The organism is Pseudolysinimonas kribbensis (assembly GCF_030161895.1).
Taxonomy (GTDB): Bacteria; Actinomycetota; Actinomycetes; order Actinomycetales; family Microbacteriaceae; genus Pseudolysinimonas; species Pseudolysinimonas kribbensis.
Genome location: NZ_BSVB01000001.1, coordinates 1,851,007 through 1,863,657, shown reverse-complemented (window position 1 = coordinate 1,863,657; position 12,651 = coordinate 1,851,007). Strand labels below are relative to the sequence as shown.

Sequence of the window (12,651 nt, the reverse complement as noted above, 5' to 3'; positions counted from 1 at the left end):
TCCTCGTCACCTGGGCTCGAGGCCGCTACTTCAGCAGCGCCTCGAGGTTCTTCTGCGTCGACGACAGGATCGTCTTCGGGTCGGCGGTCGTGAGCTTCGCGACCTGCGCGTTGAAGTCCGACACCACGTCGGCCGACCCCTTCGCCGCCGGCACGCCCTTCGCGTACGAGGCGGCTTCCAGGAACGGCGCCAGGTTCGGGAACTCCTTCTTCCACTCACCCGCGGCGGACTGGATCGAGGGCATGACGCCGAACGCCTTCGAGAAGGCGAGCTGGTCGCTCTTGCTCGTGAGCGCCTTGACCAGGTCGACCGCGCCCGACTTGTTCTTGCTGTCGGCCGCGATGCCCCAGCAGTTGGTGAACTGCAGGGTGCCGGCGCCGGCCGGTCCCTTGGGCAGCGGCACGACCTTGTACTTCACGTCCGGGTAGTCGTTCTGCTGCGACCCGGTGATCCAGTTGCCCTCGATCGTCATGGCGCCGAGCTGCTTGCCGAAGGCCTCGCCGCCCCAGCCGGCGCCCACGTCGGCCGCGTACTTGAAGTCGCCCGCCTTGAGGTTGTCCTGCACGTACTGCAGGGCCTTCAGGTTGGCCGCGGAGTCGGCGGTCGCCTTGGTGCTGTCCGCGTTCATGAGGTTGCCGCCGGCCTCGGTCATGAACGCGCCGACGCGCGCGTACTCGCCGCCGATCACCAGACCGGTCTGCGTGCCGGTCGTGAGCTTCTTGGCCACGGCGGTGAGCTGATCCCAGGTCGTCGGGTAGTCGGCCTCGGTGAGCCCGGCCTTCGACCACGCGTCGGTGTTGATGATGAGCTGGAGCGTCGAGAAGTCCTTCGGCGCGCACTGCAGCTTGCCGTCGTAGGTGAACGACTTCACCAGGCTCGGGTAGAAGTCGTCCTTGTTCGCCAGCTTGTCGCCGTAGGCGTAGATCGAGCCGTTCGAGGCGTACCCGGCGAGCGCGTCGGTCGACAGGTAGAACACGTCGGCCGGCTTGCCCGAGCTGAACCCCTGCGCGAGCTGCTGATTGAGGTCGGATGCCGCCTGCACCGTGGCCTTGATGCCCGACTTCTTCGACCAGTCGGCCACCGCCTGCTTGACGGCGGTCGTCTCGGCGGCACCCGATGAACCGATGAGCACCGTCAGCGGCTTCTTCGACTCCTGCTTGCCGCCGCCGGAGTTGAACCCCGACCCGCACGCGGCGAGCGTCACCGCGGCGACGGCGGCGACGAGGACCGCCCCTGCCCTTGTGATCTTCATTCCTCTTGCTCCCTTTCGTTGTGATCGAAGGCCTTGCTGCCTCCGGCCTCCTCGACGGGCGCCAGGTGACTCGACCGGCGGACGATGAGCTGCGGGGTGATCAGGCGATGGGCGGCATCCGCGGCGGCGCTGCCGTGCGGCAGCACACGCGTGCCCTCCGGTCCCATGAGCAGCTCGAGAGTCGCGCGCGCGACGACGTCCAGCCGCTGGTCGACGCTCGAGAGCCCGACCGCCTTGGCCACGGGCGTGTTGTCGAACCCGATCACGGGGAAGTGCGGGTGACCCGCCTCGCGGACCGCCATCATGGCGCCGAGGCCGAGTGCGTCGCTCGCGCAGACGAGCGCGTCGAGGCCGGCCCCGGATGCCAGGAGACGCTCGACCGCGATGCGCGCGTTCGGCACGCCCTCGGTCGCCTCGATCGTCAGCTCCGCAAGGGCCGACGCGCCCAGGCCGAACGCGGTGACCATCGCGGCCTCCCAGCCCGAGCGCCGGTCATCGCCGGTGCCGGAGCCGGCCGGCCAGCCGAGGAAGCCGATGCGGGTGAGGCCCCGGCCGATGAGATGCTCGGTCGCGGCACGCACGCCCGCGCGGCCGTCGACGTCGACCCAGAGGCGATCGGGATCGTCGGCCCGCTCGGCGCCCCAGGGCCGGCCGAATGCGACGAACGGCATCCGCTCGCGCGCGAGCCATTCGATGCGCGGGTCGTCGTACTGGGTCGCGGTGACCACGACGCCGTCGATGTCGGCGCCGTCGCGCAGCCGGGCGTAGTGCGCGATCTCGTCGGCAGGATCGCTCGCCGTGAACAGCGTGATGCGCATGCTGCGCCCGTCGGCGTGGGCGACGAGGGCGTGCAGGTAGCGGTCGAGGATCGAGCCGGAGATGCCGCCCGCGACCGGATCGAGCCGGATGCCGATGGTCGAGCTCTGCCGGGTGCGCAGCCGCCGGGCGGAGGCGTGCGGGCGGTAGCCGAGCTCGTCGATCGCGAGCTGCACCCGGTTGCGCGTGGCGGGGCGCACCACCTCGGGCGAGTTGAGCACGTTGGAGACGGTCTGCCGAGAGACGCCCGCACGCGCGGCCACGTCGTCGACGGTCGGCAGCTGCGCGCCGCCCCCTGCACCGTCGCGCTCGTCGGCATCTGGCCTCCTCGCCGGATTCGAACGATCAAACCTCGCGAGACCGAGAGTAGTTTGAACGATCAAAGAACGGGTGTTATGTTACCCCCGTCCGAGGGGTGTCAATCGGAGCCCCGGAGAACCGCGAGGTCGGGATGTCGTCAGCACCGCATGCACACGGGCTGCAGCCCCTGCTCCACGAGGCGGTCGTCGCCCTGCACGCGCCGGTCCAGGTGTGGTCCGGCGCCGACGGGGGATCGGCGCGGAACCGGTGCACGGCGTGTACGTCGGCGACATCCGGGTGCTGCGCGGGCTGCGGCTCACCGTGGGCGGTGCCGTCGGCGAGCACCTGCTCACGACCTCGATCGATGCCGGTACCGTCGAGTTCACGACGCTCTTCCGCGGGCTCGACGGACCCGGCGCCGACCCCGACGTGCGAGGCACGCTCACCCGTCGCGTCACCGCGGACGGCGTCGAGCACCGCTTCGAGCTGAGCTCGCGGCTGCCGCACGACCTCGCCGTCGAGCTCGTCGTGGAGCTCGAGCCCGACCTCACGCCCATGTCCGCGGTGAAGGAGGGCGTCATCCCGGGGGCCGGCATCTCCCCGACCAGGACGGATGAGGGAATCGAGTGGTCCGGCGGCGGCGTCCGGGCCCGGATCACGGGCGCGGGCTGGGACGCGACCCTCTCGGATTCCTTCACCCCTCCCGTGATCGCGATGCGCGGGCGGCTACGGGTGCCGGCGCACGGGGCGGGGTCGGCGGGCCTCGCGCTGCGGGTGCGCGACGAGCACGCCGTCGTGCGGGCCGCCGGTCCCGCGACCATCGCGCGGCCGGCATCCCGGCCCGCAGACGACCGGCTCGCGCGCTGGCTCGACCGGGCGCTCGGCGACCTCGACGCGCTGCGGCTCGAGACCTCCGACCTGCCGGGCGAGGCCTTCCTCGCCGCCGGCGCGCCGTGGTTCCTCACGCTGTTCGGGCGCGACGCGATCTGGGCGGCCCGGATGCTGCTCCCGCTCGACACCCGCATGGCGGGCGGCACGCTGCGGGTGCTCGCCGCCCTCCAGGGCACGCGCGACGACCCCGGGTTGGCCGAGCAGCCGGGCAAGATCCTGCACGAGCTGCGACGCGACGAGCTCGCGCTGCCGAGCCAGGGCATCCGATTGCCGCCGCGCTACTACGGCACCATCGACGCGACGCCGCTCTGGGTGTCGCTGCTCGCCGATGCCCGACGCGCCGGGCTGCCCGACGGCGAGGTGCGGGCGCTCACTCCGAACCTGCGCGCCGCCCTGCACTGGATGCGCGACGCCGGCGACAGCGATGGCGACGGTCTGCTCGAATACGTCGACACCTCCGGGCGCGGGCTCGCGAACCAGGGATGGAAGGACTCCGGCGACTCGGTGCAGTGGCGCGACGGACGTCTCGCCGAGGGACCGATCGCGTTGTGCGAGGTGCAGGCGTATGCGCACCGCGCGGCGCTCGACGGCGCGGAGCTGCTCGACGCGTTCGGCGATCACGGCGAGGGGGATGCCTGGCGGGCCTGGGCGGAGGCCCTCGCGCAGCGCTTCCGCACCGCGTTCTGGATCGACGATCCCGCCGGCGCCTATCCGGCGATCGCACTCGACGCGCACAAGCGCCCGGTCGACACCGTGACGAGCAACATCGGTCACCTTCTCGGCACCGGACTGCTCAACCGCGACGAGGCCGCCCTGGTGGCGCAGCGGCTGGTCTCCCCGAGCTCGCGTCGGGGTACGGCCTGCGCACCCTCTCGACGGACGCCGCCGGATACTGGCCGCTCAGCTACCACGGCGGCAGCGTCTGGACCCACGACACCGCGATCGCCATCACCGGACTCGCAGCGGAGGGGTTCGGTGACGAGGCGGCGGACCTGGCCGAGGGCCTGCTGCGGGCGGCGGTCGCGTTCGAGTACCGGATGCCGGAGCTCTACGGCGGCGACCCCGCGACCACGACCCCCGCGCCCACCCCGTACCCGGCCGCCTGTCGCCCGCAGGCGTGGAGCGCGGCCGCCGCGGTCGCGGTGTGGGCGGCGCTCGAGCGGGTCGAGTAGCGCCGCAGGCGCGCTGAGCGGTAGCGCCCGCTCTACCGGTCCAGCGAGGACAGGGTCGCGATGACCTGGCGCGCGATCGTGCGCCCCGCGCGGTTCGCGCCGATCGTCGACGCGGTCGGTCCGTACCCGGCGAAGAAGACGCGGGCGTTGCGGGTCGCCGCGCCCTGCCCCACGGTGATTCCACCGGCCTTCTCGCGCAGCTTCAGTGGCGCGAGGTGCCGCAGCTCGGGCCGGAAGCCGGTCGCCCAGATGATCGCGTCGGCGTGCTGGAAACCGCTGTCCGGGAAGCGCACGCCGTCCGGTTCGATGGAGCTGAACATCCCGCGCGGCGAGAGCAGGCCGCGCTCGATCGCGGCCTGGATGCGGCGCGAACGGGGCACGCCGGTCGTCGAGACGATGCTCGGCAGAGCCCGTCCCTCGCGCGCGGCCTCATCCTGCAGCGCGACCGCGCGGGCGCCGGCCTCGATGTTGAGATCCTGCGGCCCGTCGAGGTAGTTGACCGGCCGGCGCGTGCACCAGGTGATCGAGCCGGCGACCCCTTCGAGCTCGAGCAGGAAGCCGATGGCGCTCGTGCCGCCGCCGACCACGACGACGTCCTGGTCGCGGAACTCCTCGGCCGCCCGGTACTCGCTCGTGTGCAGGTGGCGGCCCGCGAAGTCGTTCATCCCCGGATACCACGGCACGAACGGCGCGCCCCAGGTGCCCGTCGCGTTGACCAGCACCGTCGTCGAGACCTCCCGCGAGCCGTACGACCCCTCGAAGTGGACGACGACGCCGTCGAGCGTCGGGTCGACGCGCGTGACGTCGGCCGGTCGCACGACCTGCAGGCCGAAGTGCTCCTCGTACCGCGCGTAGAAGTCGGCCACGACCTGCTTCGCCGGCACCTTCCGATCGGCGGAGTCGAAGCTCAGCCCCAGCTCGTCCATGCCGGGAAGGTCGTTGACGCGGTGGGCGTAGCCGAGCTTGAGGGCCTCCCAGCGCAACTGCCACGCGCCGCCGGGGCCGGGGCCGCGATCCAGGATCACGAAGTCGTTGCCGGGATCGAGCCCTAGGCGCCGCAGATAGAACGCCACCGAGAGGCCGGCCTGGCCCGCCCCCACGATCACCACGGAGGTGTCCGTTCGCGCCTCGGTCACCCGGTCTAGCGTACCGGTGGGGGATCGACTGTCCCGGGGTCGCTCTCCGACGGCTGACGGATGCTCCAAAGCGGCCGCGTGTTAGACTCGCCGCCAGTCTTTTCCACTCCCATTCGCCAGAAAAACACGAGGGGGTCACGCATGGGGCGCGGCCGTCAGAAGGCTAAGCACACCAAGGTGGCTCGGGATCTGAAGTACTTCAGCCCGGACACCAATTACGGTGCGCTCGAGCGTGAACTCGGCGGCAACCCCCGCCTCGAAGAGGACCTCGACAAGTGGCCCGAGTACTCGGCGTACGACGACGCCGATGAGGACTCCGTCGACGAGGACGAGACGAAGTCGGCCTGAACCGCTAGTCGGCCGATCCGCTCCGGCGGTGGACGATGTCCCGCGGCCGATCGTCGACCTCGAGCCGGAAGACGTCGCTCCGGCCGTAGTGGCCGGTGACGTCGAGGTCGCTGCTGCGCCGGTCGCGCTCGTCGAGATCGATGGTCGCGTGGATGATCGCCTCGCCGCGCACCGGTTCCACCACGAAGGTCCCATCGGGCCCGATCACCGACGACCCGCCGTCGAGGCATAGCTCCGGGTCGTCGACGAGGGGCCCGATACCCCTGTCGTACGCCTCGCGCAGCCCTCGGGCACGTCGGCGAGGCGCAGGTACGTCGCCGCGGACACGACGAAGCAGCGGCCCTCGAACGCGTAGGTACGGCTCGCCAGCACGTGCATCTCCGGCTGATCCGGCCATACGGCCACGTGGATCTGCTCCTCCTGAGCATGCAGCGCCTGGCGGGCGAGCGGATGCCAGTGCTCCCAGCAGACGAGTCCCCCGACCCTGCCGACCGGCGTCGCGACCACACGGAGCCCGCGCGCGTCGCCCGCGGCCCACGCGATCCGCTCGGTGTGGGTCGGCGTGAGCTTGCGGTGGAGGTTCAGCAGCGCGCCGTCGGGTCCGATCGTGGCGATCGAGTTGTAGACGCTTCCGGCCTCGGCGCCCGCGCGCTCGTTGAGGCCCGTGACGAGCGTGACCCCGTGATCGACGGCGATCTGCCGCAGCTCGGCGAACCGCTCGTCGCCGACGACGAGGCTCTCCTGCAGGAAGCGCGCGTACCAGTCGCGCCCCTCGGGGTCGTCCCAGCCGGCCATCGCGAACATCCACGCGGGGTAGCCTCCGAGCCACGCCTCCGGGAACGCGACGAGCTGGGCGCCCTCGGCGGCCGCCTGCCCGACGAGCCGTCGCGCGCGGCGCAGCCCTCCGCGACATCCAGCACCGCGGGAGAGTGCTGGACGACGGCCACCTGCCGCGTGCGGGTCACCGTCCTATCATCCTCCGGCGGGCTCAGCCGCGGTATGCGCCGACCAGGCGCACGGCGCCGCCCTCGACGCCCTTCGCACCGGCGACGAACCCGCCGAGGTCGCGCGCGGTCGTCTCCACTCGGCCCGCGACCCAGGCCGGCAGCCCGGCCGACGTGAGCCGGTGCGTCACCGCGCTCGCGGCATCCTGCGCCACGATCGCGAGCATGCCGACCCCGAGGTTCCAGGTGCCTTCGGTGTCCTCCAGCGCGAGCCCGCCCCACTCGGCGAGCACGCGGAACACCGGCTGCGGCGCCCAGGTGGAGCGGTCGAGCTCGACCCAGCTGCCGCGCGGCAGCACGCGCGCGAGGTTCGCGGCGATGCCGCCGCCGGTCACGTGCGAGAGCGCGTGCACCGCGCCGCCCACCTCGTCGATCACGCCGAGCAGGGGCGTCGTGTAGAGCCGGGTCGGCTCGAGCAGCACCTCGCCGGCGACGCCGCCGAGCTCGTCGCTGCGGTCCGCGTAGCCGACGCCGCGGTCGGCGAGGATCTTGCGCACGAGCGAGAACCCGTTGCTGTGCAGGCCGCTCGACGCGATCGCGACGACCACGTCGCCGTGCTGCACGCGCTCAGGGCCGAGGACGGCATCCGCCTCGACGACACCGACCGCGGCACCCGCCACGTCGTAGTCGTCGGGATCCACGAGACCCGGATGCTCGGCCGTCTCGCCGCCGACGAGCGCGGTGCCGGTCTCGGCGCACGCGCGCGCGATGCCGCCGACGATCGACGCGATCCGCTCGGGCACGACCTTGCCGCACGCGATGTAGTCGGTCATGAACAGCGGGCGCGCGCCGACCACGACGATGTCGTCGACGACCATGGCCACGAGGTCCTGGCCGATCGTGTCGTGCTTGTCGAGCGCCTGGGCGATCGCCACCTTGGTGCCCACGCCGTCGGTGCTCGTCGCGAGAAGCGGCCGGCGGTACGCCGTGAGCGCCGAGACGTCGAACAGGCCCGCGAAGCCGCCGACCCCGCCGAGCACCTCGCTGCCGTGCGTGGCGGCGACCGCCGCCTTCATGAGCTCGACCGCGCGGTCGCCCGCCGCCGTGTCGACCCCGGCCTCGGCGTAGCTGTCGGTCACGCCTTCAGGCTAGCGTCGGGGCCGTGTCGTTCATCCCGCCCCACGCCTGGGCGGCCTCCGAAGACGCGAGCGTGCCGGTGCTCACGGTGCTTTATCTGCGCGACGCGCTGGGAATCGTCGATCCCGGCGGCCTGCCCCGTCTGGAGGGCACCGGACTGCCGGAGGTCGATCCCCCGGACGTGCGCATCGGGTGGGCGTGGGCGCGGTGGTGGATCTCGACGGTCGAGGCCGACCGGCCCGGGTTCGCCGTCCTACCCGAACTCGACGGCGCATTCGGCGCACTCATCGGCCGGCACCTCGACAGCGCGCGGGCGTGGGCCCAGGTGGCGCATCAGGTGGCCGGCGAACGCGCGGCCGCCCGGCACGACCTGACGCTCGGGGATGTCGTGCGCGAACGCGAGGCGGAGCTCGGTCGCCACGCGCACCCGTTCCGCCTGCGGGTCGAGGTGCTGCCCCTGGCCGAGCCCGGCCTGTGGTGGATCGGCGAGAGCGCGATCGCGGTCGACGAGAGCGTCCGCGCCGAGCCGGTGCTCTACGCGGATGCGCTCCGCCCCGTGATCGAGCAGCTCGCCTGATGGGCGGTCAGCCGGCCAGCGCGGGATGCGGGGCGAGGCCGACGGCCGGCAGGAGGACGCCGTCCAGAACGGAGATCAGGAACGCGCGGTCCACCGGCTTGCGCAGCAGCAGGGTGCGATGCGCGACCATCGCGGCGGAGACCAGCGCGAGGGTCTCGACGTCGCAGTCCGGTCGGATCTCCCCGCGGTCGATGGCGCGCTGCAAAGGAACCGGTTGGCGCGCAGGCGCGGCTCGACGATCGCCTCGCGTGCCGCGTCGGCGAGCTCGGGGTGCGTCGACAGCATCGAGACGAGGCCGCCCATCACCTTGAGCTTCCTCTCCGCGTCCTCGATGGTGTGCGGCTCGATCATCGCGACCATGTCGCCACGAAGAGTGCCGGTATCGGGCAGCGCGTCGAGGTCGAGGAGGAGTTCTTGAGGCAGGCGACCGCGTCGATCACGAGCTCGCTCTTCGACGCCCAGCGCCGATACACCGTCGCCTTGCCGGCCTTGGCCCGCGCGGCGACCATGTCGATCGTCATGCCGTCGTAGCCGGTCTCGGCCAGCACCTCGCCCGCGGCGTCGAGGATCGCGCAGTCGCGCGTCGCGTCGCGCTTGCGCCCGGGGCGCGGGGCGTCGTGCTGCGTCATCGCGGCGTGCCCTCTCTCCTCGTCGGTGCCATGGTACGCCCTCGGCGTAATTCAGGAACTGGTCATTTCCGATACTAGCCGGTTCCGTATATGCTCGCCGGCATGCCCGATATCTCCTCCCCACGGACCACGCCGCGCGTCGCCGCTGGTGGACCCTCGCCGTCGTCGCGCTCGCGCAGCTCATGGTGGTTCTCGACTCGACGGTCGTGAACATCGCGCTGCCGGTGGCTCAGCGCGATCTCGGCTTCAGCGACGGTGACCGTCAGTGGATCGTGACCGCGTACTCGCTCGCGTTCGGCAGTCTGCTGCTCCTCGGCGGACGCATCTCCGATCTGATCGGGCGCAAGCGCGCGTTCATCATCGGGCTCATCGGCTTCGCCCTCGCCTCGGCCCTCGGCGGCGCCGCTCCGGACCTCGGCGTGCTGATCGCCGCACGCGCGCTGCAGGGCGCATTCGGCGCGCTGCTCGCCCCGACGGCTCTCGCGGTGCTCGCGACCACCTTCACGATCCCGCGGGAGCGCTCCCGTGCGTTCGGCGTCTTCGGTGCGCTCGCCGGAGCCGGTGGCGCGATCGGGCTGCTCCTCGGCGGCTATCTCACCCAGTACGCCGATTGGCGCTGGAACCTCTACATCAACGACGTCATCGCCGTCGTCGCCGTGATCGGCGCGATCGCGCTCGTGCCGGCGATCGCGCGCAGCGGCCCGCGGCCGCGGCTTGATGCGCCGGGGACGCTGCTCGTCTCGGCCGGCCTCTTCGCGTTGGTCTACGGGTTCTCGAACGCGGAGACCGACAGCTGGAGCGCGCCGCTCACCTGGGGCATGCTCACGGCATCCGGGCTGCTGCTCATCGCCTTCGTGCTGTGGCAGCGCCGCGCCGCGCACCCGCTGCTGCCGCTGCAGATCGTGCTCGACCGCACCCGCGCGGGCGCCTACGTCGCGATCCTCCTCGCGGGGGTCAGCATGTTCGGCATCTTCCTGTTCGTCACCTACTACCTGGAGACGAACCTGAAGCTCAGCCCGATGTCGACGGGGCTGGCGTTCCTGCCGATGATCGGCATGCTGGTGCTCGCCGCCCAGCTCGGGAACAACCTTTTCGTGCCGCGCTTCGGGGCCAAAGTGCTCGTGCCGATCGGGATGACGCTCGGCGTGGTCGGCATGCTGCTGCTGACCCGGCTCGACGTGCACAGCACCTACGCCGGCGGCGTGCTGCCGGCGCTGCTGATCCTCGGCACGGCGATGGGCACGATCATGCCGTCGTCGTTCCAGAGCGCCACTCTCCGGCTCGACCCGCGTTTCGCCGGCGTCGGCTCGGCCATGACCAACACGAGTCAGCAGGTCGGGGGCTCGGTCGGCACGGCGCTGCTCAACACGCTCGTCGCCGGTGCGACCACGGCGTACGCGACCTCCCACGTCGCGGAGGGGGCCAGCGTGACAGCGGCGGCCGCCATCCACGGCTACACCGTCGCGTTCTGGGTCTGCGCCGGGGTGTTCGCGGGCGGCGCGGTGCTGACAGCGCTCCTGTTCCGCCGGCACCGGCTCGCGCTGGGCCGCATTCCCACGGCGGCGGTGCCGACGATCACGGCGAGCCAGCAGGTCGTCGCCCACTGACGACGGATCGCCGGGTCGGGGTTCCCGACCCGGCGATCGTCCGGGTGAACCGTCGGCCTTCCGTCGGGGGCCGGTGCGGCGTGTGTCAGACCGCGGCAGCATCCTCGCGAGCGCGGATCGTCTCCTCGAGCTTCTCGCGCCCCTCGATCGGCTCCATGAGCGGCAGCACGATCACGCGACCGAAGCGCGCGCAGGGGTGCCGGGAGCCGATCTCGGTCGCCGCGGCGAGATCCGGTGCGGTGATGAGGTCGAAGCCCACGAACCACTCGGTGTACTCCGCGAACGGGCCGTCGCTCACGGCGACCGCTCCCGCGCGCTTGGTGACCATGCGCGCATCGGAGGGCGTCGTGAGGCGTTCGCCGAAGATCCGGATGCCGGTCGGGTCGACCGTGTCGAGCCAGTCGGCGATGTCGTCGGACTCGGCACTCCACGGCTCGCCGTCGGGCGCCGTCGTGTACAGCAGCAGGTACTGGTTGTCGGTCATGATGCTCCTTCTCCTGGGGTGGGTCGGTCGGTGGATGGGTCGGTGAGTCGTTCGGCCTGCGTCGCCAGCCAGCGGCGCTCGGACGAGTTGGATGCCCGCGACGCGGCCAGTGCATAGGCGGCGCGTGCCGCGGCGGTCGCCCCCGCGCGCTCGAGCAGGCCCGCCCGCACGGACGGCAGCCGGTGCCCGCCGGCGAGTCGCTCGTCGCGCTCCAGCTCGGCGAGCTCGGCGAGCCCGGCCAGCGGACCGCGGGCCATGCCGATCGCCGCGGCCCGGCCGAGCCACGACGCCGGGCCGGGCTGCAGCCGCACGAGCACGTCGTACAGCCCGACGAGCTGCGGCCAGTCGGTGTCGGCGGCGGTGCTCGCGGCGGCGTGCACCGCCGCGAGCGCCGCCTGCACGTGCATCGGCGTCGCCACGCCGTCCGCGAGTGCGGCCGCGGCGAGCGCGCGCCCCTCGACGAGCTGGTCGTCGCGCCAGAGCCCGCGATCCTGCAGCGCGAGCGGCACCGGCAAGCCGTCGGCGTCGGTCCGCGCCGGCGTGCGGGCGTCGGTGAGGAGGAGGAGGGCGAGCAGCGCCGTGGTCTGCGTATCGGCCGGGAGGGCGTCGTGCAGCATCCGGGTCAGCCGGATCGCCTCCGCGGTCAGCTCGGCGTGCACCGGCAGCTCGCCGTCGGAGGGCGCGTGGCCCTGGGTGAACATGAGGTAGAGCGTCGAGCGCACGGCGTCGGCGCGTGCCGCGAGCTCCGCGGCGTCGAGGGAGCCGAACCGGCGACCGGCGTCGTCGATGGTGCGCTTGGCGCGCGAGAGCCGGCGCGTCATCGCGGCCTCGGTCGCGTAGAAGGCGGACGCGATCTGCGCCGTCGTGAGGCCGCCCACCGTGCGCAGCGTGAGCGCGACCTGCGTCGTCGGCTCCAGCGCCGGATGGCAGCACAGCGCGAACAGCGCGAGCGAGTCGTCGCGCGCGGAGGCGGCGCCCTCGTCGCGCAGGTCGAGGGCGGCGTCGCGCTCCTCGCGATCGCGCCGCGCGGCATCCGAGCGGACGGCGTCGATGTAGCGGCGGCGGGCGACCGTCAGCAGCCAGGCGCGCGGGTCGTCGGGAAGGCCGGTGCGCGACCACGCCACCGCAGCCTCGGCGAGAGCCTCCTGCACGGCGTCCTCGCTGTCGGCGAGGTTGCCGTAGCGGCGGGCGAGCGCGGCGACGACGAGGGGGACGGCCGCGCGCACGGTCGCCGCGATGAGGGTGTCGTCGGTCGGCATCGTCGTCTCCTTCCCGGAACGCTGTCACACCATGGTCGGAGCCGACAGACGCAACCGGACATCGGATCGCGGATGTCCTCCCGCGTCCGCCGGCTTCGA

At 72.5% G+C, this 12,651-nt stretch carries 13 protein-coding genes and 1 pseudogene; 4 read left to right on the top strand and 10 right to left on the bottom strand.

Going from position 1 to position 12,651, the window contains the following annotated elements; translation table 11 throughout:
* Positions 1-25: 25 nt before the first annotated feature.
* Positions 26-1,252 carry a sugar ABC transporter substrate-binding protein gene (locus tag QQK35_RS10420; RefSeq protein ID WP_284254097.1) on the bottom strand — a complete coding sequence of 409 codons (1,227 nt, stop codon included), beginning with the start codon at positions 1,250-1,252 and terminating at the stop codon, positions 26-28.
* Entirely contained in the window at positions 1,249-2,331 is a 1,083-nt protein-coding gene (locus tag QQK35_RS10415; protein ID WP_284254096.1) for a LacI family DNA-binding transcriptional regulator, read from the bottom strand. The genes QQK35_RS10420 and QQK35_RS10415 overlap by 4 nt, the downstream gene beginning before the upstream one ends.
* A 304-nt stretch (positions 2,332-2,635) precedes the next feature.
* Here QQK35_RS10415 and QQK35_RS10410 point away from each other — a divergent pair, with 304 nt between their 5' ends.
* Positions 2,636-4,495 carry a glycogen debranching N-terminal domain-containing protein gene (locus tag QQK35_RS10410; RefSeq protein WP_348534925.1) on the top strand — a complete coding sequence of 620 codons (1,860 nt, stop codon included), beginning with the start codon at positions 2,636-2,638 and terminating at the stop codon, positions 4,493-4,495.
* On the opposite strand, the gene QQK35_RS10405 is transcribed toward QQK35_RS10410, so the two are convergent.
* The gene (locus tag QQK35_RS10405; protein ID WP_284254095.1) at positions 4,464-5,567 is read right to left on the bottom strand and encodes an NAD(P)-binding domain-containing protein; all 1,104 of its coding nucleotides are present in this window, start codon (positions 5,565-5,567) and stop codon (positions 4,464-4,466) included. The genes QQK35_RS10410 and QQK35_RS10405 overlap by 32 nt on opposite strands.
* A 141-nt stretch (positions 5,568-5,708) precedes the next feature.
* Between QQK35_RS10405 and QQK35_RS10400 the strand changes: the two genes are divergently transcribed.
* Positions 5,709-5,915 carry a DUF3073 domain-containing protein gene (locus tag QQK35_RS10400; protein WP_284254094.1) on the top strand — a complete coding sequence of 69 codons (207 nt, stop codon included), beginning with the start codon at positions 5,709-5,711 and terminating at the stop codon, positions 5,913-5,915.
* A 4-nt stretch (positions 5,916-5,919) separates the two neighbouring features.
* On the opposite strand, the gene QQK35_RS10395 is transcribed toward QQK35_RS10400, so the two are convergent.
* From QQK35_RS10395 to purM, 3 genes are all read right to left on the bottom strand, one after another.
* Entirely contained in the window at positions 5,920-6,123 is a 204-nt protein-coding gene (locus tag QQK35_RS10395) for a hypothetical protein (protein ID WP_284254093.1), read from the bottom strand.
* Complete coding sequence (locus QQK35_RS10390) at positions 6,120-6,815, bottom strand: nitrilase-related carbon-nitrogen hydrolase (RefSeq protein ID WP_284255671.1); 696 nt, start codon at positions 6,813-6,815, stop codon at positions 6,120-6,122. Before QQK35_RS10390 ends, QQK35_RS10395 begins: the two co-directional genes overlap by 4 nt.
* An 88-nt stretch (positions 6,816-6,903) precedes the next feature.
* The gene (gene purM / locus QQK35_RS10385) at positions 6,904-7,998 is read right to left on the bottom strand and encodes a phosphoribosylformylglycinamidine cyclo-ligase (RefSeq protein ID WP_284254092.1); all 1,095 of its coding nucleotides are present in this window, start codon (positions 7,996-7,998) and stop codon (positions 6,904-6,906) included.
* Positions 7,999-8,021: 23 nt separating this feature from the next.
* On the opposite strand from purM, the gene QQK35_RS10380 reads away from it, so the two are divergent.
* Positions 8,022-8,573 (top strand): hypothetical protein, encoded by a 552-nt coding sequence (locus QQK35_RS10380; protein ID WP_284254091.1) that lies wholly within the window; start codon positions 8,022-8,024, stop codon positions 8,571-8,573.
* Positions 8,574-8,580: 7 nt separating this feature from the next.
* On the opposite strand, the pseudogene QQK35_RS10375 reads toward QQK35_RS10380, so the two are convergent.
* Together QQK35_RS10375 and QQK35_RS10370 are read right to left on the bottom strand one after the other, a co-directional pair.
* A pseudogene (locus QQK35_RS10375) lies at positions 8,581-8,924 on the bottom strand (TetR-like C-terminal domain-containing protein).
* A complete protein-coding gene (locus QQK35_RS10370; protein ID WP_284254090.1) occupies positions 8,921-9,202 on the bottom strand; it encodes a TetR/AcrR family transcriptional regulator in 282 nt (93 codons plus the stop codon). The pseudogene QQK35_RS10375 and the gene QQK35_RS10370 overlap by 4 nt, the downstream one beginning before the upstream one ends.
* A 71-nt stretch (positions 9,203-9,273) precedes the next feature.
* On the opposite strand from QQK35_RS10370, the gene QQK35_RS10365 reads away from it, so the two are divergent.
* A complete protein-coding gene (locus QQK35_RS10365) occupies positions 9,274-10,809 on the top strand; it encodes an MFS transporter (protein ID WP_284255670.1) in 1,536 nt (511 codons plus the stop codon).
* 85 nt (positions 10,810-10,894) lie between these two features.
* Here the strand turns inward: QQK35_RS10365 and QQK35_RS10360 are convergent, their stop codons facing one another.
* Both QQK35_RS10360 and QQK35_RS10355 read right to left on the bottom strand, forming a co-directional pair.
* Positions 10,895-11,293, bottom strand: coding sequence for a YciI family protein (locus QQK35_RS10360; protein ID WP_284254088.1), 399 nt, complete (start codon positions 11,291-11,293; stop codon positions 10,895-10,897).
* Positions 11,290-12,552, bottom strand: a complete 1,263-nt coding sequence (locus tag QQK35_RS10355) for an RNA polymerase sigma factor (RefSeq protein WP_284254087.1) — start codon at positions 12,550-12,552, stop codon at positions 11,290-11,292. The genes QQK35_RS10360 and QQK35_RS10355 overlap by 4 nt, the downstream gene beginning before the upstream one ends.
* Positions 12,553-12,651: the final 99 nt, after the last annotated feature.

Coding starts and splice junctions, on each gene's coding strand:
- QQK35_RS10360 (WP_284254088.1), bottom strand. CDS start 11,293: ATGACCGACAACCAGTACCTGCTGCTGTACACGACGGCGCCCGACGGC.
- QQK35_RS10370 (WP_284254090.1), bottom strand. CDS start 9,202: ATGACGCAGCACGACGCCCCGCGCCCCGGGCGCAAGCGCGACGCGACG.
- QQK35_RS10420 (WP_284254097.1), bottom strand. CDS start 1,252: ATGAAGATCACAAGGGCAGGGGCGGTCCTCGTCGCCGCCGTCGCCGCG.
- QQK35_RS10355 (WP_284254087.1), bottom strand. CDS start 12,552: ATGCCGACCGACGACACCCTCATCGCGGCGACCGTGCGCGCGGCCGTC.
- QQK35_RS10400 (WP_284254094.1), top strand. CDS start 5,709: ATGGGGCGCGGCCGTCAGAAGGCTAAGCACACCAAGGTGGCTCGGGAT.